The 19,488-nt window shown below is 37.1% G+C and carries 16 protein-coding genes; 6 read left to right on the forward strand and 10 right to left on the reverse strand.

Annotated features, from left to right (window positions below):
- Nucleotides 1–37: 37 nt before the first annotated feature.
- Complete coding sequence (ltaE, locus tag I6E70_RS07200) at nt 38–1,042, forward strand: low-specificity L-threonine aldolase (RefSeq protein WP_197188378.1); 1,005 nt, start codon at nt 38–40, stop codon at nt 1,040–1,042.
- Here the strand turns inward: ltaE and I6E70_RS07205 are convergent.
- The 8 genes from I6E70_RS07205 to I6E70_RS07240 all read right to left on the reverse strand — a co-directional run bounded on the left by I6E70_RS07205 (nt 1,016) and on the right by I6E70_RS07240 (nt 10,928).
- Nucleotides 1,016–1,609, reverse strand: a complete 594-nt coding sequence (locus I6E70_RS07205; protein WP_007582344.1) for a thymidine kinase — start codon at nt 1,607–1,609, stop codon at nt 1,016–1,018. The genes ltaE and I6E70_RS07205 overlap by 27 nt on opposite strands.
- Before the next feature lie 82 nt (nt 1,610–1,691).
- Complete coding sequence (locus I6E70_RS07210; protein WP_197188379.1) at nt 1,692–2,483, reverse strand: amino acid ABC transporter substrate-binding protein; 792 nt, start codon at nt 2,481–2,483, stop codon at nt 1,692–1,694.
- A gap of 75 nt (nt 2,484–2,558) precedes the next feature.
- Nucleotides 2,559–3,029, reverse strand: a complete 471-nt coding sequence (locus tag I6E70_RS07215) for a methylated-DNA--[protein]-cysteine S-methyltransferase (RefSeq protein WP_197188380.1) — start codon at nt 3,027–3,029, stop codon at nt 2,559–2,561.
- Nucleotides 3,029–4,381 carry a DNA-3-methyladenine glycosylase 2 family protein gene (locus I6E70_RS07220; RefSeq protein WP_197188381.1) on the reverse strand — a complete coding sequence of 451 codons (1,353 nt, stop codon included), beginning with the start codon at nt 4,379–4,381 and terminating at the stop codon, nt 3,029–3,031. Before I6E70_RS07220 ends, I6E70_RS07215 begins: the two co-directional genes overlap by 1 nt.
- Before the next feature lie 74 nt (nt 4,382–4,455).
- On the reverse strand, nt 4,456–5,067 hold the full coding sequence (locus I6E70_RS07225; RefSeq protein WP_197112747.1) for a superoxide dismutase: 612 nt from the start codon (nt 5,065–5,067) through the stop codon (nt 4,456–4,458).
- Nucleotides 5,068–5,083: 16 nt separating this feature from the next.
- On the reverse strand, nt 5,084–5,590 hold the full coding sequence (locus tag I6E70_RS07230) for a hypothetical protein (protein ID WP_169060806.1): 507 nt from the start codon (nt 5,588–5,590) through the stop codon (nt 5,084–5,086).
- 79 nt (nt 5,591–5,669) lie between these two features.
- Nucleotides 5,670–6,152, reverse strand: a complete 483-nt coding sequence (locus I6E70_RS07235) for a GNAT family N-acetyltransferase (protein WP_024593105.1) — start codon at nt 6,150–6,152, stop codon at nt 5,670–5,672.
- 12 nt (nt 6,153–6,164) lie between these two features.
- Nucleotides 6,165–10,928 carry a PAS domain-containing protein gene (locus tag I6E70_RS07240; protein ID WP_197188382.1) on the reverse strand — a complete coding sequence of 1,588 codons (4,764 nt, stop codon included), beginning with the start codon at nt 10,926–10,928 and terminating at the stop codon, nt 6,165–6,167.
- Between the two features lie 241 nt (nt 10,929–11,169).
- Between I6E70_RS07240 and I6E70_RS07245 the strand changes: the two genes are divergently transcribed.
- From I6E70_RS07245 to bfr (I6E70_RS07265), 5 genes are all read left to right on the forward strand, one after another.
- Nucleotides 11,170–12,036 carry a cation diffusion facilitator family transporter gene (locus I6E70_RS07245; RefSeq protein WP_197153039.1) on the forward strand — a complete coding sequence of 289 codons (867 nt, stop codon included), beginning with the start codon at nt 11,170–11,172 and terminating at the stop codon, nt 12,034–12,036.
- A 114-nt stretch (nt 12,037–12,150) separates the two neighbouring features.
- Nucleotides 12,151–13,221, forward strand: a complete 1,071-nt coding sequence (locus I6E70_RS07250) for a PepSY-associated TM helix domain-containing protein (protein WP_197188383.1) — start codon at nt 12,151–12,153, stop codon at nt 13,219–13,221.
- A gap of 72 nt (nt 13,222–13,293) precedes the next feature.
- Nucleotides 13,294–15,429 carry a TonB-dependent receptor gene (locus tag I6E70_RS07255; protein ID WP_197188384.1) on the forward strand — a complete coding sequence of 712 codons (2,136 nt, stop codon included), beginning with the start codon at nt 13,294–13,296 and terminating at the stop codon, nt 15,427–15,429.
- A gap of 264 nt (nt 15,430–15,693) precedes the next feature.
- Nucleotides 15,694–16,164 carry a bacterioferritin gene (gene bfr / locus I6E70_RS07260; protein ID WP_002958985.1) on the forward strand — a complete coding sequence of 157 codons (471 nt, stop codon included), beginning with the start codon at nt 15,694–15,696 and terminating at the stop codon, nt 16,162–16,164.
- A gap of 12 nt (nt 16,165–16,176) precedes the next feature.
- Entirely contained in the window at nt 16,177–16,641 is a 465-nt protein-coding gene (gene bfr, locus I6E70_RS07265; protein ID WP_010554007.1) for a bacterioferritin, read from the forward strand.
- Nucleotides 16,642–16,707: 66 nt separating this feature from the next.
- On the opposite strand, the gene I6E70_RS07270 is transcribed toward bfr (I6E70_RS07265), so the two are convergent.
- Together I6E70_RS07270 and I6E70_RS07275 are read right to left on the reverse strand one after the other, a co-directional pair.
- Nucleotides 16,708–16,902, reverse strand: coding sequence for a (2Fe-2S)-binding protein (locus I6E70_RS07270; protein WP_002960627.1), 195 nt, complete (start codon nt 16,900–16,902; stop codon nt 16,708–16,710).
- Nucleotides 16,903–17,265: 363 nt separating this feature from the next.
- A complete protein-coding gene (locus tag I6E70_RS07275) occupies nt 17,266–18,636 on the reverse strand; it encodes a serine hydrolase domain-containing protein (protein ID WP_197183962.1) in 1,371 nt (456 codons plus the stop codon).
- Nucleotides 18,637–19,488 lie beyond the last annotated feature (852 nt).

Consider the following 19,488-nt stretch of genomic DNA (forward strand, 5'->3'; position numbering starts at 1 on the left):
CAATTTTATTAAAAACAATAAAAAGGATAAGGCAATCATGATAGATTTTCGCTCTGATACAGTTACAAAACCAACAAAAGAAATGCGCGATATTATGTACAACGCACCGGTTGGTGACGATGTATATGGCGATGATGAAAGCGTTAACCAGCTAGAAGCTTATGCGTGTAAGCGTTTTAACTTTAAAGCCGCTCTTTATTGTAGCTCAGGTACACAAGCCAATTTACTTGCAATAATGGCGCATTGTGAGCGAGGTGACGAATACATTTGTGGCCAAAATGCTCACAATTATAAGTTTGAGGGTGGCGGAGCAGCTGTTTTAGGGTCTGTGCAACCACAGCCTATTGAAAACGATGCTGATGGCAGTATCCCTTTTAGTAAAATAGCGACGGCTATAAAACCAGACGATTGCCATTTTGCAAAAACGCGATTACTTAGCTTAGAAAATACCATAGGCGGAAAAGTACTCCCGCTTGAGTACTTAGCCCAAGCTCGTGACTTTGTTGACACACATAATTTAGCGCTGCACTTAGACGGCGCACGTGCTTTTAATGCCGCTGTTGAGCTAAATATTGATATAACTGAAATTACAAAACACTTTGATTCAGTTTCTATTTGTTTATCTAAAGGTTTGGGGGCGCCCGTAGGCTCTTTATTATTAGGCTCACCAGCACTTATTAATAAAGCAAGACGATGGAGAAAAGTACTTGGTGGCGGTATGCGCCAAGCCGGAATGCTTGCAGCTGCCGGGCAGTTTGCACTTGAGCACAATGTAGAGCGCTTAAAAGACGATCATGCAAATGCACGTTATTTGGCTCAACAATTAAGTGAAATCAGTGGCTTTACTGTAGATATGAGTAACACCACTAATATGGTTTATGCAACATACACTAGCAGTATAAATATTGAAGAGATTGCTGAGGCACTTAAACAACAAGGTATACTATTTAGCCCAAGCAAACAGCTTAGGCTAGTAACGCATTTAGATATTACGCGCGAAGATATTGATACATTTTTAAATGCTTTGTCGGCCCATATTTAACGCGGCTTTATAATGTTTGCGGCATACCGAAACATATCGGTCATTGCCGCCAATTTCTACTTGGTTACCATCTGCTATTGCTTCACCATTTTCATCGGTACGCAGTACATGGTTTGCTTTACGTCCACAGTGGCATACAGTTTTAAGCTCAACTAACTTATCAGCCCACGCAAGCAAATATTGCGACCCTATAAATAGCTCGCCTCTAAAGTCGTTACGCAAGCCATAACACAGTACCGGTATACCTAACTCATCAACCACATCGGTTAATTGCATTACTTGTTCTTTTGATAAAAATTGGCACTCGTCAACTAATACACAATGGCGTTTTTTATCATTGTTGAGTGATTGAATAAGATCAAAAACATCTTTGCTAGCATCAAATACATGCGCATCTGCTTGCAAGCCAATACGAGACGATACTTTACCCACGCCTTGTCTATCATCAATGGCAGCAGTAAGGATCACAGGTTCCATGCCACGTTCTTTATAATTAAATGCAGATTGTAATAACGTGGTTGATTTACCTGCATTCATTGCAGAGTAGTAAAAGTATAATTGAGCCATTGTGGTGCCATTTTATAAAAAGTGCGCTTATGCTACCTTAATATTAAATTAATACCAATTTACAAACGCGAATTTAACGAGGTTATTTAAGTGTTTGTAAATATTTAATATACACAGGTGCACTTTCAAATTTTGATAGCCATTGCCACATTTCCCAACTTAGAGTGTTATTTTCTTCGTAGAATTTTTTTGAAAAAACAAGGTAACCATGGCTGGTTTCGTAAGGGGGATAAATAGGTTTAACATTATTACCCTCATACGGATAACTCGACACTTTTAAGCCATCAACTTGGCATAGATCAACGCTCGCCTGCACCACGCCCTTATCTAGCAACTCAAAAGCTTTGCTTTTAGAAAACGTATTATGAATAAAAAATGGTTCTTCTTTCAACGCGCTATTTAGTCCATAGCCATTAGGAATGGCTATCGTAAATGCTTTATTTTGAAATACTTCGCGAGTCTCCCATTCTTTATGAAATTTATAACGCCCTATAAGGCAGCTACTAAATTCACTTACTGCATAGTCATCTTGTAACTTACCTTGCTGATCAACAGGGTAAACAGCAACGTTTTCTCGTCCTTTGCGGTAACTGGCAATAACAGCATTAACTCGATTAAATTCTAAATCGCTTAAGCATCTACGCCATGGTTTTCTAACAAACTTAATCTCAACACCATCAATCGCTTTATCTAATAAACTTAAAACCTCAACTGAGGCATCAGGTTGATCAATAGGTATAGCCTTATCAACACCTAAAAATAGTGGTGCTGCGTTTTTATCTTCATAACAAAAAAGTAATTCTTTGGCCGTAACGCCATCGCAAAAAACAATACACTTCAAAACAAAAATATAAAGTAACGTTCTAATTTTCATAGTGATTTTTATTTATAAACTAAATCTACAGTGTAGTATGTAGAACTAAACATACAAAATATTCGTTAAATTAATTTACATTAATCCTTCGTGTTTCAGCAACCAAAGTTTCCTACCAAGCCCACCAGCATAGCCCGTTAACTTTGCATTTGCGCCAATAATTCGGTGGCAAGGCACTATAATACTAATCGGATTTTTACCATTCGCAGCACCTACTGCCCTCACTGCTTTTGGATTATTGAGTTGGTTTGCAATATAGCCGTATGTTTGCGACCGTCCAAAAGGTACCGTTAATAGTGCTTGCCATACGCTTTGTTGAAATGCTGTACCGTTTGTATCAAGTGGTACATCAAAAGTTGTGCGTTTTTTTGCAAAGTACTCATTTAACTGCGCAGCGCAAATAAGCACCGCCTTGTTAGCGACTTGCTCAAATGGCGTATGAGGGTGTTCAACTGGTGGATAAAACCCAACGTAACTCACACCTTTATCGGTCGCTTGAATAATTATGTCGTCTATAGGGCTCGAAATTGATGTTTGAATGATCATTATAATTGCTGCCAAAGTTGAAAAGTTAAGTAAGAGCGAAAAGGAGCGCAATTAGCAGGCTCAAAAGGGTTTGCCGCCGCTTGAGCTTTTTTAACACCTAAGTCGCCATCAAGTAATATATCGGGCTGGCTTTGCCCTCGCAACTTTGCATAATTTACCGTCCAAGGACCAATTCCCTTTAAATTAAGCCATTCGTCTAAATCGTCATTTTCAGGATTTAGTGCACAAAACTGGGCTAAGTTGTGTAGCGCATTTTTGCGTGCTTGTGGCATTTTAAAAAATGCAAAATCACTATTAGCAACAATTTTAGCCGTTGGAAAATAAACGGCATCGCCCTCTTTTTCGCCTAATTCATCAACTAACTTTGTTACTAAATTATGCGCCGCAGTAACACTCACTTGTTGTCCGAGTACCGCCCTTATACCGGCTTCAAAACTTGACCAAATCCCTGGAAGTCTGAGCCCTTCACACACTGTAAACGCATTGTTTATATTGGCGCTTAAATGCGTTTCAATTAAATTAATATCGGCATCTAAATCAAGAACACGGCGTATATTATTTATAACAGGTTGTAAGTACACCGTATTGTCTATATTGATAGATACACTAAAGTGGTTTTTACTCGCTATAAATTCAGCGGTAAAGCTTCCTTTATATTCCTCACTTGCAAAAGTGCGTCCGTAGCTCGTTTGTGTTATCCACTCCATTGGTTTTATCAAGCGCCTTTGTAAAAAACCCTGCAAAGCAGGCCAATTATAAGGCGGCCTAAATGGCAGGGTTAAAGTGAGTGTTGACGTTGGTTTTTTATCGCCACTGCGCAGCTTCGAGGGAGCTATATTTAACTGCTGTAAAAATGCATCATTAAAGCGCCTAATGCTTTTAAAGCCTGCGGAAAACGCTATTTCGGTAAGGGGTAAATGTGTTTCTTGAATCAGCTTTTTAGCAAAGTGACATTGGTTAAATAATCGATATTGCGTAATCGACACGCCAAAATACTGCTTAAACAACTGTCTTAAATAACGACTACTTACACCTAAACGAGCTGCTAATTTTTCGCAGTCGTGCTCGTCATTTTGATCTATTAACTGTTTTGCTCTAAGTGCAGTCGTTTTTGTACCCTGCCATGCTGCGCTGCCTGGGGCACTATCGGGTCTGCATCGTATACAGGGTCTAAAACCATCTTGCGCCGCGTTATGGGCAAACTGATAATAAGCAACGTTTTTTTCGTGAGCCGTTGGAGCAGGGCATATTGGTCTGCAATATATACCCGTACTTTTTACCGCTACGTAAAAAAGCCCGTCAAAACGAGGATCGCGACTCTGACGTGCTTTTTGCCAATGTGAAGTGTCCATAAACGGCTCTATAAATTAACCTAATAGAGCCTAGCTTATACAAAAAAATTCACATTACTAGCCATATTCGGCACTCAACCAATAGCCAATAAATAACGCCTTTGTACTTCTTGCCAATTAATTACATTATAAAATGCAGCAATATAGTCAGGACGCTTATTTTGATACTTCAAATAGTAGGCATGCTCCCATACATCAAGTCCCAAAATAGGGATATTTCCCTGCATTAAAGGGCAATCTTGATTAGCACTATTTTCTACAATCAACTTTTCATCCGGCGTTACACATAACCACGCCCAACCACTACCAAATTGGCTAATTGCCGCGGCTGTAAATTGGTCTTTAAATTTATCAAAACTGCCTAGTTGCTCATTTATAACCTGAGCCACAATACCTTCAGGTTCACCTCCTCCTTGTGGGCTCATTACTTGCCAAAATAAGCTGTGATTAAAATGCCCCCCTACATGCTCTTGTACTGCTTTTTGCAAATTACTAGGCAGGCTGTTTATTCCCTTAAGTAATTTTTCAGCATTTGCGGTTGCATATACAGTATCTGCTAAAGCAGCATTGGCTTTATTGATATACGTTTGATGATGCAATGTGTGGTGAATATGCATCGTTTTGCTGTCTAAATGAGGCTCAAGCGCATCATATTCATAATCAAGTGCTGGCAATGTAAACGCCATAAATTACTCCTTTATTTTAATGTAGCAGACTGTTTGTTGAGTCTTTAGAGCATAAGCAAAAATTCACTTGCTCTATTAGCTCAGGTAAAAAATGATAGCGTCTTGCAAATGATACAAGTTCAGAGGAAGTTTTAATGTAATGATGCTTACTCACTTTTTGTATATCGTAATGAGTATGCTTAATTAGTGAACAGAGTGTTAAGTGTACTTCGCATAGCCATTTGCATGCATTTTCAGGCTGTTGCATAGCTATATAGGTATCCGCTAAATTATGCGACGCAACAACAAGTGCGGGTATACAGTGCTCAATAGCATGAATGACAGTGTTATTAATCTGAGCATATAAAAACTGCTGAAGAAGATGATCTGCAAGTGTTTTAGCTAATAAGTATTTATCGCGGGCTTCGAGAAGTGCACCTTGTTCAAATGCATAATTACCTTGCATTATATTCGACTGCCAAGGGCTTAATGCTTGATCAAGATAAAGTAAATCTGAGTGGGGTTGTTTTTGACTTGAGATCATATAATCATCTGCACGTTTATTTATGAGTGTGTATTTAACTTACACACCCACAAAACTAAATGCAAATGATTTTCATTAACTATTTAGCAAAGTCTAATAATTCCTGCCCTGTTAAGCGATATATAATCCATTCGTTTTGAGGCTTTGCACCAATGCTATTGTAAAAATCGATAGCGGGTTTATTCCAATCAAGCACTACCCATTCAAAACGCCCACAGTTATTACTAATCGCCTTATTAGCTAAGTGCTTCATAATGGCTTTACCTGCACCATTGCCACGGCTATCTGGGCTTACGTATAAATCTTCAAGGTATAGGCCATTTTTACCTAACCAGGTAGAGTAATTATAAAAATATACCGCAAAACCAATTGGCTCATCACCTTCTAAACAAATTATGCTGTGCGCAGTTGCACCTTCACTAAACAGAGTATCTAATATTGCCTGCTCGTCTGTTTTTACTGCATCAGGTTCTTTTTCATATATGGCAAGTTCGGTAATAAAGTGCAAAATTGTTTTTGCGTCACTTGGTTTTGCATCACGTATTATAACGGGTTGGCTCATTGTATTTTTACCTTAAATATACTGCTCTAATTTATCTTTTAAAATATCTAATTGAATAGGTTTACTCAAGTAGTCATCCATTCCAGCTGTTATACAACGCTCTTTATCTGAGTTCATTGCATTTGCGGTGATAGCGATTATTTTAATGTTTTTATGCTGTATGCCCGCCACGCCTTTACGAATAGCTGCGGTTGCTGCAAAACCATCCATAACAGGCATTTGGCAATCCATAAGTACGAGCTTAAAGTATCCTGAATCATGCGCTTCTAATATATCAATCGCTAATTGGCCATTCCCGGCAATAGTAACGTCACAATTAAGCTTTTTGAGCATTAATTTAGCCACCTGTTGATTAATAGGATTATCTTCCACCAGTAGTATTTGGGAAAACTCCTGCGCCTTTTCTTTTTTAAGTGACGAAATATAGCCTGACGTAACAAGTGGGAGCGTCTCGCCTGCATCATTACTCGTTATAACCGACAGTGCAGAAATTAAATCGGCAGTGGTTACTGGTTTAGGAAAATATGCCTGAAAGCCAGCATCAGAATAACGCTGCGCGCCTTCCATACCTGCAATACTGGTCATCATTACAAGTGGCATTGATTTATAATGTTCATGTGCTTTTAGTGCTTTACACAGCTCTATGCCATCCATTCCTGGCATTTGCATATCAAGCACTGCAATATCATACATGCAACTTTTATCTTTATATTGCTGCGCGCACATATCAAGTGCTTCATGTGCATCACATGCGAGTGCAACCTTAGCGCCCCAATGTTCAAGCTGTTGTGAAATTACAATTCGATTTGTCTCGTTATCGTCAACAACTAAAACTGTTAGCTCTTCCATATTAATATTAGGAATATAACGCTCTTTTTGATCTCCCGGAGTTAGCATTATAGTGGCGGTAAAGGTACTCCCTTTACCTGCTTCACTTGTAAGAGAAATTGCTCCTCCCATTAACTCACAAAGCTGCTTACAAATAGCCAGCCCTAAGCCACTGCCCCCGTATTCACGCGTTGTTGATGCATCTACCTGAGAAAAAGGGGTAAATAACTGCTGTTGCTTTTCTTCACTTATTCCTATGCCTGAATCTTTTATACTTGCAACAAATTCTAAACCTTGAGCCACTTTATTAATTTTGCCGCTTACCACAACCTCGCCCTTACTCGTAAACTTAACGGCGTTACTCAGCAAATTAGTAAGTACTTGTCGAATGCGCCCAGGATCTCCGCATAACTGCGAAGGCTCTAGCGCTACCAAATCTAAAATTATTTCTATACCTTTTTCTTGAGCAGTCAATGCTTGTGCGGCAGCAACTTCGCCAATTAAATCACGTCCATTAAAGTTAATCTCTTCAAGTTCAATTTTACCCGCTTCGGCTTTAGAGAAATCTAAAATATCGTTAATTACACCCAATAAAGAGTGCGCACTTGTTTTGGCTATACCTACTTTTGTTTCTATTGGTTTAGGGAGTGACTCTAATTGAACAAGTTCTAGCATACCGAGTACACCATTCATTGGCGTTCTTATTTCATGGCTCATGGTTGCTAAAAATTGGCTCTTCGCAATGGCTGCATCTTCTGCTTTTACAAGGGCTACTTTTAACTCCTCACTGATTACTTTTCGTTGCTGAGAAATTAAAGTACTTCCCACTAAAGTAGCCAATGATCGAAGATACGTTTCTTCACTTTGCGTCCAATTGTGATGTTCGCCTACCGTTTCAGCGCACAAAATACCTAAATTACCATCACCAGTTGCTATTACTGCATCAAGCATCGATTTAATATTTAATGGCTTTGTATACGCTTCTATAAAATCAACAGTTGCTGGATGGGTATAAACATCATCCATGGCTACTAAGTTTTGCTTATAAATGGCGTTATAATATGCAGGATAGTCTTTAGCAGTTAAAACAGCATCTGTATCTACAAACCCTTGTCCATCTATGTATAAACTATGACATGTCATTACATCTCGTTGATCGTTAAAAATCCATACCGACGCACGTGCAACATTTAGCACTTCGCACATAGATTTAACGGCTAGCTTTTTAACTTGCTCTACATCACTATTTTGCACTTCAGGTGCGACTGTAAGCGCGGCTAAATTTTTGTTATAGCGGTTTGCTTTTTCGCTTTCGAGTTCAAGGCGCTTATGTGCATCAATACTTTGAAATGAGCCAAAAACACGTACGCATTTACCATCTTTAAGCTCTGCTTGGCCCATTGATTTAACCCAACGCTCTTGCCCCGAATAGGTCAAAATAATAAGCTCTACACTCCAGCTTTCACCTAAAGTCACAGCGCATTCAAATAAGGTACTTATAGTGTCTCGGTGTATTCCTGGTTTATAAAAATCAATAGCAGTATCTATCCTCGGCTCAAATCCCTCTGGTACTTCGTGGATAACTTTAACTTCATCAGACCAATAAAGCGTATGCGCTTCTAAGTCAATTTCCCATGCGCCAATCTGTCCTTGCTTACTCATTGATTCAAGCAGGCTTTGCTGACGGCTTATTTTTAATTGTGTATTGTAACGTTCTGTAATATCTAAAATAAATCCATCTAAATACAATATATTGCCATCATCTGCGTAAATCGCTTGGCCTTTTTCGTTTACCCAATGCAAAGAGCCATCGCGGGCTTTAATTCTATACTCAACAGACCATGACTGCTTAGCATTAACACAGCGAACAATTTCATCTTTTATTTTTTGAGAATCGTCTTCACATATTAAATCAAAGAAGCAAAGGTCTTCATTGTGTATCAACTCATCAGGTGAATAACCGGTTATTTCACTCGCTTGCTCGCTCATGTAAAGCATGCTTAATTTGTCATCAAACTTACATCGATAAATTATGCCAGGGATATTTGATACCAAAGATGCAAATCTGTCTCGGCTTCCTTGTAGCTCAAGCTCTGTAGATTTTCGATCTGATATATCTAAATGCGTACCGATCATGCGTTTTGGAGAACCATCGGTATTCCACTCAACTATTTTTGCAGTATCGAGAACCCAAATCCAATGCCCATTTTTATGTTTCATGCGGGCTTCACTAACATAATAGTCAGTCTCGCCGGAAAAATACGCTTGAAGTTTTTTCTCCGACATAGCTAAATCATCAGGGTGAGCGTAGGTATACCAAGTATCTATAGTACAAGGTTCAATATCACTGAGCTTGTAACCTATAATCTCGGCCCAGCGGTTATTAAATGTCACATTTTTAGTATCAATGTACCAATCCCAAATACCCACTGCTGTTGAGTCAATCACTAGTTGTAGCTGTGTTTTGTGCTGTTCAAGCTCTAGCTCTTGTAACTTAAGCGCTGTAATGTCGGTACGAATAGCAATATAGTTTTGTGGTATACCGTTTTCATCTAGAAATGGTGCAATGGTGGTATCTACCCAATAAAAACCACCATTTTTAGCTTTATTACAGATTTGCCCGTTCCATACATCACCGCGTTTAAGCGTTTTGTACATATTTTTAAAGAATTCTTTTTCGTGTTTACCTGAATTTAAAAGGCGATGGTTTTCGCCTATTAATTCATGTTCGTCGAAACCACTGATCTCACAAAATTTCTTATTTACAAAAGTAATAGTGCCATGTAAGTCAGTTACCGCAACAATGGCATGTTCATCTAATGCACTTTTTTGTTCTGCTAATTGTTTTAATGCAATTTGAAGTGCCGAACGTTGTTTTTGTAATATACTTTGTTGCTCTTCTTTTACAGCTACTAACTTACGTAAGCCTAATGAAAGCTGATTAAATTCAATGCTATCGTTTATTATTGGAACTTTAACTAAATCGCCTTTTGTAATATTTTCGACAATTTTAGCTAAGTTAATTAAAGGCTGAGACAGCCGGCGACCAAACCACCACGACAACGTTAATATCAGCAGTAAGGCACCTGAATTAGTTAATACAGCGAGCTGCTTATAATAATTAGCACCTTGTAGTGCAACTTCTTTTGGTTTTGATACAAGTAGCTGCCAGCCAGACTCATTTAAAAACTCTAATGAATTAATATACCCATATAAAGTGACTTCATTTTTATCAATATAAGAAAAAACACGTTGTATTGGTGAGCCATTTTGAGAGAAAAATGATGGTTGGGTATCGTCTGAAATATTACTTTTTTGAATTTTATTATTGTGCATAACATAAAATGTTATGTCTTTATTAGCAGCGTGTATTTTACTTAGATTATTTAATAAGCCATTTAAATTTATATCTGCAAGCAATATTGCTTGTAGCTTATTTTCATCATTTAATATCGGTAAGCCAATAATATGATATTCACGCCCTGAGGCAGTCATTGACTGGAATTGGATTTTACCTGTATTTATAATCCCAGAACGTATGTTATTAAAGCGCGGCTCTTTAATAACATTTAAAAAAGGTGATGAAGGTAGTGAATTAACGAGGTTTACATCAATAAGCTCTACATGATTAACAAAGTCATACTGCTCAATAAATTGATTAATTAATTTTTGCTTTTTATTGGGGCTGATATCAAATTGTGATCTAAGCAAATATAAATCTTTAACATGGTCTGTAAACCAAATATCAGCAAATTGCTTACCTATATTATTAAGCTCGTTAAGTTCAGTGTCTGCATTTTGTTTAAGCGTGCTATTTACATGTTCAAGACTAAACCACGTAAGTATACAAAGTGGCCCTAAGGCTATAATTATAAAGGTTATAATTAACTTACTTCGAACAGACTGTCCTTTACCTGTTAATTCACCAAAGTTTAAACCTTTGTCCATGCTTAATATCCAGCAACTTATAATCATTTAATATTACTTACATTAATGCACTAAATATATAAAGACGCAAGTTTTGAGCGGTAAACTCCTTAAAAACTGGGTATTTAGCGTTACAACCTTAAATTCACATTTTTTAAAAAATACGCCTTTATTACTAACTTATAATTACGCTACAACTTCTGTAGCTGTTTTAAACCCCTCGTGATATAAGCAGTATTTAATCAATGCGTTTGAGGGCATTATGGCGCACGATCACTCACATAGTCATGTAGACGAAAACCAAAGCAATAAACAGCTCACCGTCGCTGTGGTTATTAATGTATTGCTAACCGTAGCCCAAGTTATTGGCGGGATATTTTCGGGCAGTTTGTCACTAGTAGCCGATGCCCTTCATAATTTAAGTGATGCTGCCGCTATATTTATAGCCTTGGTTGCACGTAAAGTTGGTAATAAACCTGCTGACGCCACTCATCATTTTGGCTATAAACGCGCTGAAATACTTGCCACACTTTTTAATAGCAGTACATTAATATTAATTGGCGTGTATTTAATTTTTGAAGCCATTTCGAGCTATTTAAACCCTCAACCAATTAATGGCTGGATAGTTGTGTGGGTGGCAGCAATAGCGTTGGTAATTGATTTAGCAACAGCATATTTAACCTACCGAGCGGGAGCAAATCACAGTATAAATATAAAAGCGGCCTTTATTCATAATGTATCAGATGCAATGGCATCTATTGTTGTTATTATTGCAGGCACCTTAATTATTTTATACCAATGGTATATTGTTGATTTAATTGCCACTGTGCTTATTTCTATCTATGTAATTTATCATGGCATTTTACTATTAAAGCAAAGCTGCAAAATTTTAATGCAAGCAGCGCCTAACAACATTGATACACACGCAATATCACATGCTATTAGCAATGAATTTAATATCGAATCGGTAGTTAGCATTAAGCTTTGGCAACTAGATGATAAAGAAAATTATTGTGAGCTTGTTATTAGCACTCAGCACTTAATTAATTTGCCAACAATAAAAAGCTTTTTACACGACAATTTTAATATCGAAAATTGCATAATAGAGATCCGACCAATCGCAAATTAAAGCCCAATTTAATGTTCTTAATAACAAGCTAAACCAAATACATAACTATTTAATTGAAAACAGCTCGTATTATCATTTACAATATTGCCATTAACTCATAATGAGATACCGTTTTTGAAACTTTGGTTACGTAGAATTCATTTAGGCCTTGCCCTTATTAGCGGACTATTTTTATTAATAGTGAGCTTAACCGGTGCTGTTATGATTTACGCAAAAGATATACAGCACTTAATAGAGCCTGCAAAATGGCAAGTAACACCACAAGAAAATTTAATGCCTTACGATGAACTTATACAAAATGTACGGGCTCAAACTAAGCAAAAAATCACTTTTTTTATGCCCGAACAAGCGCCAAACGCCGCATGGCAATTTAGGTTAGCCAATAAACATTACGCCAGTGTTAATCCCTACTCTGGGAGTGTACTAAACGTCTATGAATCAACAGATACTATTTATGGGTTTGCGATGGGATTGCATCGCTGGCTGTTGTTTGAAAACAGTAAGGGTGAAAAAACCTTTCGAAATTGGATGTCGGTATGTGCATTGCTACTTTTAATAAATGTATTACTCGGCTTTTATTTATGGGTAAAGCCCAAAAACAGAGTTAAACGTTTAGCTATAAAACCAAAAGCCAAATTTAGAGTGCTCATGTATCAATTACATACAGTGCTTGGTGTTTACTTTTTTATACCCCTTATGCTTATTGCCTTTACTGGTATGGCATTTAACTGGAAAACACAAACTCAATCTGTATTAGAATTTGTAACGTTTAATAAAGTAGAACAAAGACCTGAAGCGCCAAAAATAATAGCCCCTTCTCAAGCTGCGTTAAACTACAATCAAGCAATTAAAAATGCAGAGAACGTATTTCCAGATGGTAAAGTATATAGAATTTACTTACCTAAAAAAGATGACGAAGCAATTGCACTGAGAATGCAAAACCCTGGCGAAAGCCACGCTTACAGCTGGGTTTGGATTAACCCATTTACTGGTAAAGTATTAAACTCATTTGACGCCAGTAAAACCAACTTCACAACACAAGCATGGAACTTTAAGTATAAGTTTCACATTGGTGATTTTGCAGGTCCTATTGTGCAGTTTTTATGGTTATTAGTAGCCCTTTCACTCGCATTTTTTATTGTAAGCGGTGTATATTTTTGGTTAAAACGCCATAAATGGAAATAAATCTCATTAACACTTGCGTCATTAGTTGATAATAATTACCATTACGTAAATTGTTATCAACTAAGACACCCCATGTTAAAAACTTCGCTTTGCCTTATTGCTGTTGCAATTAGTACTAACACGCTAGCCAATGAAAATAATAAAAATGAATCCACTTCTGATCAGTTAGAGCATGTCATTGTATCTGGCAGTCGCATATCAGAGAACATTGACGAAGTACCTGCCTCGATTACCGTTATTAATCAGCAACAAATACAACAGCATTTAAAAGTAAGCTCAGAACTGGGAAGTTTACTCGCGCAAATGGTTCCAGGGCTCGCCCCAAATACAGGCAGCTCAGGTAATTCAGGACAAACACTACGCGGCCGCGCGCCATTAATAATGATTGATGGCGTACCGCAATCAACCCCTCTTCGTAATGGCTCTTTAGGCGTAAAAACGCTTGATGCAAGTGCCATAGCACGCATTGAAGTCATAAAAGGGGCAACGTCTATTTATGGTAATGGTGCCTCAGGTGGCATTATTAACTACATAACAAAACAGGCTCGCAGTGATGGAAAACCTGAAGGTGAAATAAGTATTTCAAGCCGCTTTAGCGCTGTTAAATTAGCAGAAAGTGGCGGCGGTAGAATAGCGGCCGCAGTAAACGGAAAGCTCGACAAACTAAGCTACCTGTTAACGGCAAGCTATGAAGAAAACGGCGTACAACGCGATGCAGAGGGCGATATTTTAGGCTTGCAATATGGTTTATCAGACTCTGAAACTCAAAACTATTTTACCAAACTAACTTATGATTTTGACGACGAAAAGCAACTGCAGTTTAGCTATAACTTTTACAGCTCACAGCAAAAAACTGATTTAGGCGATGTTACTGGCGATGGCAATATAGGGGAAAAAACATACGCTATACACGTCCCCTTAGAGCTTCAAAAACAAGGTAAACCGCAAGGCCCAGAAGGCAACGAAAATATAACCCTAAAATATGTTGATTACGCGTTGTTTGAAAACACACAAATGACCCTCGATCTGTATAAACAAAATATAGAAAACGTATTCTTTTTCTCAACCGCTTTAGCCAATCTTGATGAAGGTTATAGCGGTGGTCAATCGGTTATTAAATCAGACAAGCAAGGTGCCAGAGCTACATTTAATAGCCAGTTTGATTTTGAAAACGTAACAGCCACCCTAATCTACGGTATTGATGCCTTAAACGATAAAACATCGCAACCTTTAGTAGATGGTCGTGTGTGGGTGCCAGAAATGGACATGGAAAGTGTGGCAGGCTTTTTACAAACCAAATGGGTAATAAACGACGACATTATTGTAAAAGCGGGTGTAAGAAACGAAAGCATTGATTTGAGCGTAAGTGACTACCAAACGCTAAAACTTTGCAAAACCGTATCGCAATGTTCAGTACCATTAAATGTGCGTGGCGACACCATTAATTACGATGCAACAACCTATAACGCCGGTATTAAATATAACTTAACAGATGCCTTTAGCCCGTTTTTTAGTTACTCACAGGGCTCTGATATTTCTGATATTGGTCGCTTACTTCGCGCTGCAACCGTTGACGACATTGCACTTATTCAAACACAAGCCTCAATAATCGACAATTACGAAGTTGGTTTTACCTCACAGTTTGAAAACGTACGTTTTGAATTTGCTCTTTACAGAAGTACCTCAGAGCTTGGTACTAGTAATGAGTATAATGAAGTAACGGGAGTTTACGAACCTGTGCGTGCACCACAAGAAATATGGGGTTACGAAGGGTTAGTTAATTACACTATTACCGAAGACCTTAAATTAAGCGCCACATACAGTTACGTAGAAGGTAAAAACACCGAAGCTGATGACTATCTAGGCGCAAGCCAAATTAGTCCACCTAAAGCAACAGCGAATGTAACGTGGCAAACAAATGACGAACTATCGCTTGCAATGAGCTTTTTATATGTAGGCGACAGAAAGCGCTTTGATAAAAATGCACAGGGCCAATACTCCGGCGATCAGGGCCCTGTTAGTAGCTACAACACATTTAACTTAAGTGGCCAATACAATGTTAACACTCAATGGAGTGGGTATTTTGGAATAGAAAACCTATTTAATAGTGACTACTACCCAGCCCGCGCACAGGCATACACCTACGGTGGATACAATATTAAAGGATTAGGCACAACGGCAACGCTGGGTGCTAAATATCAATTTTAACAAATAAGCGCACGTTATAGGCATGCCCTGCATGCCTATATGCTTAACAAATCCCACATAAATAAACGTCTCGCTTTTTCCTATCAATCATGATCTTGTATTAGATGCTAACACAAATAAAAAACTGTCCATAAACCAAGCAGTAACGCAAACTTAAATAAGAATCAAAACCAATAGTAACGCAATGATTTTTATAGAGAAAACTTGCAATATAGGCTATTTGTACTACACTGCATACAATTGAAATAGTTAAGGCGATTTATCATGAAAGGTAATCAAAAAGTAATCGATGCGTTTAATACATTGTTAGCTAACGAATTAGCAGCAATCGATCAGTATTTTATACACTCGCGCATGTATGACGACTGGGGTTTAAACAAACTATACGAGCGCCTTAACCACGAAATGGAAGAAGAAAAAGATCACGCAGACTGGCTTATTAAGCGCATCTTGTTTTTAGAAGGTGTACCAAATATGACTAAGCGCCGTGATTTACTTATCGGTAACGATGTAAAAAGCATGATGCAAAACGATTTAACACTAGAGCTTGAAGTAGTTGCGTGTGTTAAAGACGTCATCGCAATATGTGAAGAACAACAAGATTATCAATCTCGTAGCATTTTAGAAAAACTGTTATTTGATACCGAAGAAGACCATGTTTACTGGTTAGAGCAACAACTTGGCTTAATTGATAAGATTGGTTCTGAAAATTATCATCAAGCACAAATGGCTTAGTAGGAGCATATTATGAAAGGCGATAAAGACGTTATTGCAGCGCTTAATAAAGTACTCGCTAATGAGCTTGTTGGTATTAACCAATACTTTTTACATGCACGCATGTTTAAAGATTTTGGTTTCACTCAACTAGACAAAGCAGATTACAAAGTATCAATTCAAAAAATGAAAAACGCCGATCGTTTAATCGAACGTATTTTGTTTTTAGAAGGCTTACCAAATCTTCAAGACTTAGGCCGATTACGTATTGGTGAAAACAGCGAAGAAATGATTGCAGCTAATATGGGTTTTGAACTCGATACTATTGATGAGTTACGTAGCGCAGTTAAACTGGCTGAAAACAAAAAAGATTATATTACCCGTGAAGCTCTTGATCACATTTTAAATGAACAAGAAGAGCAAATTGATTGGTTAGAAACCCAACAATTACTTATTAAAAATACGGGTATTAAAAACTACTTGCAGTCTCAACTGTAAATAGTAACAAGCATAAAAAAAGCAGCTAAAAAGCTGCTTTTTTTATATCTAAGTTTTTATATGTAATTAAGCAACTTGATCCGTTACATCCGCAATTTGAATAAGTCTGCGATTAAGGATCTTTTTAGTACAACCACAACACTTACCGCATTGGCTGCCTACTTTAAGCTCTTTAGTTAATTCACGCATGGTCGTTGCACCATCGTCAATTGTTTGCTCAATTTTTTTATCAGTCACACCGTGACATAGACAAATATACATGAATACAAACCACTCTCAATTTCATTTAGTGCGTACATACTAATCTAAACGAAAATGGTTATCAATTGTTATTTAGCTAATATGTATTATTTAAAAATTTTTTTTGGCCAGTGCCACTTAAATTGAGAATTCGCGGCAGCTTGAGAATAGTTTGAATTTTAAGCAAGGTGTGGCACTCAGATTGAGATTTATTAATTAAAGTTCACCTTAAATCTAAGTAAGGTTAGGTTTAGGCAAATATTTGAATGGTTGAAAATTAATTACATTAAGGCTTTAAAAACCTTAATGTATAAATACGGAATTTATGGGTCGGTTATTTCCGGTTTATGCCAAGAGCAGCCGTTGATAACCTTAGCCTATTTTTCATAATTCTAATTTAACAAGTGCATCTTGCTCACCTTGATATAAATGCACTGGGACGATTTCATGCTTCCCATTATTTTCTCTAAGCTGAAAGTAATTTTCAGTACACTCATAAGAGTACGAGTTGTTTTCCCTGGGTATGATTTTTAGTTTACTCTCACCTTCATATTGAGAATAAAGTGTACCTTTTTCGAACGAAATATTTAAAATTTTCGAATCGGAAGAACGATAACTTCCAACTAAAGATGCTGCTAGAGCCTTTGCTTTTTGACTATTTACTTGCTTAGGAGATAAATTTAGTTGTAGCGCTATCATGTCTAATAGAGCAGGGCCTGGGTGTTTTGTGTCGATGTTGGTTAAAGCTGTAGCGGTTAAATCTTCATTCGGGAAATAGACATGCCAAGCAAAAAATCCGGGAACCTGACCTTGGTGGCTAAAGCTATCTAATCCACTTATTTTGTATATATCTAAGCCATATCCATAACCCACATGCGAATTATTATTTAATAATGCCTTGGTGGTCATTAGTTTATAGTTTTCTTTTGAAATTACATGCCCTGACTTTAATGCATTTTGCCAAAGGTGCATATCAGCAAGTGTAGAAGCAATAGCGCCCGCAGAATAGATCCAACTACGATCAACATTCCATTGCCTTTCAGTTGAATCTTCAGGGTTAATATACTTTTTAGGCTCATTACGATTAGTAGTGTAGCCGTTTACTTTCCCAGCAGATGTTCCTTTAGTAATAACAAAAGTATTATCCATTTTCAGAGGTTTAAAAAATGTGTTTAACATGAACTGGTCATACGGAGTATTAGAAGCAACTTCAATTACTTTTCCCAGAAAGACGTAACCCAAATTTGAATAACTATATTTTTTACCAGGCTCAGAGTTAAGGGGTTGTTTACTTATACTTTGTATAACTTGATCAATAGAAGCATATTTATCATAAATTTTACTGACTGAAGGATCCCCTAAGTAATCTGGCAGACCAGAAGTATGGTTTAAAATTCTATCAATCGTTAAATACCTAAACTCAGGGTTAATATCAGGAATAAATCGCGCTAATGTATCTTGTAATGATAGCTTTTTTTCTTCCGATAGCTTCAAGATCGCTGCAGCCGTAAATGTTTTCGTAACAGAACCTATTTGAAATATATCATCTACATTGAGGGGTCTCTCAGTATCAATATTTGCCAAACCAACCGCACCACTATAAATATGTTTACCTGAATGTTCTAATCTAACAACCATGCCAGGAGCTTCTGAAGAGTTATGGCACTGCATTAATTCAGCAAAGTTGTGTTGTTGTGCAACTGCTTTTATTCCATACAACCCTACAAAAAGACAAAAAAATATATTTTTTCCCATAAACTATGTTCTCTTAATCATTAAATAAATCTGTAAATAAAAAACACACGGATTACACGTGTAATCAATGATATTACATATAACAGCTGCTTGCAATTTAATAAAGAAAACCAATATTATTCAATAGCTTATTTAATTTTCTCAATGAAGGTATATTTGCTTATAAAGGCCAAGTGAATGTAACAGCTTTATCAGAGGTCATTCTTTACCTTAACGTGGTAGCGTTCTTATTTTAGTATTTTCTATTAATAGTAAAAGGGTAAGTTATTGCTAATTAAGAGTATTATTAGAAACGGAGATTGTTTTTATATAAAAACTAAAAAACTTCTTTTATCATATTACTTAGATGGTACGAGTTAAATCAACTAGCCACTCAATGTCTACTTTTTCGGGTCAGATCAACCCGCTGCTTAGTGCCAAAAGCGGACACTCCACATCCTAAATGTCAGCCCCTTATTGTTAGTATTTAGTTTAATACCTCAAAATGACCCAAGCAGTTCTAACTGTTTTATTTGCTAATAGAATACAGGCTCTCTTAATTGTATTAACCACTACAGTTAGAATTAAAATAGGTCTAGTTGTTTATTTGACATGGTACGTGTTCAAGAAGCTAAAATTGGGCTGTATACTTTGAAATATAAAGTCGAGAGAACGTTGGCAGAGAAGTTGGAGAGGTAGCAAAGGCTAGTAATTATAATAAGGCGGATACTTTGTTAAAAACAGCTGAAAGATTAAAAAACTAGGGTAAGAATTTAATTTTGAAGATTAAACTATAGATACATCAATTCATAGGTTGGTAATTAATAAAGCGGCAATTTGTATTTAATATAAACTATACTAGCTTGCATCTTC

This window comes from Pseudoalteromonas sp. NGC95 (assembly GCF_015864705.1).
Lineage (GTDB): Bacteria > Pseudomonadota > Gammaproteobacteria > Enterobacterales > Alteromonadaceae > Pseudoalteromonas > Pseudoalteromonas arctica.

Coding starts and splice junctions, on each gene's coding strand:
- ltaE (WP_197188378.1), top strand. CDS start 38: ATGATAGATTTTCGCTCTGATACAGTTACAAAACCAACAAAAGAAATG.
- I6E70_RS07205 (WP_007582344.1), bottom strand. CDS start 1,609: ATGGCTCAATTATACTTTTACTACTCTGCAATGAATGCAGGTAAATCA.
- I6E70_RS07210 (WP_197188379.1), bottom strand. CDS start 2,483: ATGAAAATTAGAACGTTACTTTATATTTTTGTTTTGAAGTGTATTGTT.
- I6E70_RS07215 (WP_197188380.1), bottom strand. CDS start 3,029: ATGATCATTCAAACATCAATTTCGAGCCCTATAGACGACATAATTATT.
- I6E70_RS07220 (WP_197188381.1), bottom strand. CDS start 4,381: ATGGACACTTCACATTGGCAAAAAGCACGTCAGAGTCGCGATCCTCGT.
- I6E70_RS07225 (WP_197112747.1), bottom strand. CDS start 5,067: ATGGCGTTTACATTGCCAGCACTTGATTATGAATATGATGCGCTTGAG.
- I6E70_RS07230 (WP_169060806.1), bottom strand. CDS start 5,590: ATGATCTCAAGTCAAAAACAACCCCACTCAGATTTACTTTATCTTGAT.
- I6E70_RS07235 (WP_024593105.1), bottom strand. CDS start 6,152: ATGAGCCAACCCGTTATAATACGTGATGCAAAACCAAGTGACGCAAAA.
- I6E70_RS07240 (WP_197188382.1), bottom strand. CDS start 10,928: ATGGACAAAGGTTTAAACTTTGGTGAATTAACAGGTAAAGGACAGTCT.
- I6E70_RS07245 (WP_197153039.1), top strand. CDS start 11,170: ATGGCGCACGATCACTCACATAGTCATGTAGACGAAAACCAAAGCAAT.
- I6E70_RS07255 (WP_197188384.1), top strand. CDS start 13,294: ATGTTAAAAACTTCGCTTTGCCTTATTGCTGTTGCAATTAGTACTAAC.
- bfr (WP_002958985.1), top strand. CDS start 15,694: ATGAAAGGTAATCAAAAAGTAATCGATGCGTTTAATACATTGTTAGCT.
- bfr (WP_010554007.1), top strand. CDS start 16,177: ATGAAAGGCGATAAAGACGTTATTGCAGCGCTTAATAAAGTACTCGCT.
- I6E70_RS07270 (WP_002960627.1), bottom strand. CDS start 16,902: ATGTATATTTGTCTATGTCACGGTGTGACTGATAAAAAAATTGAGCAA.
- I6E70_RS07275 (WP_197183962.1), bottom strand. CDS start 18,636: ATGGGAAAAAATATATTTTTTTGTCTTTTTGTAGGGTTGTATGGAATA.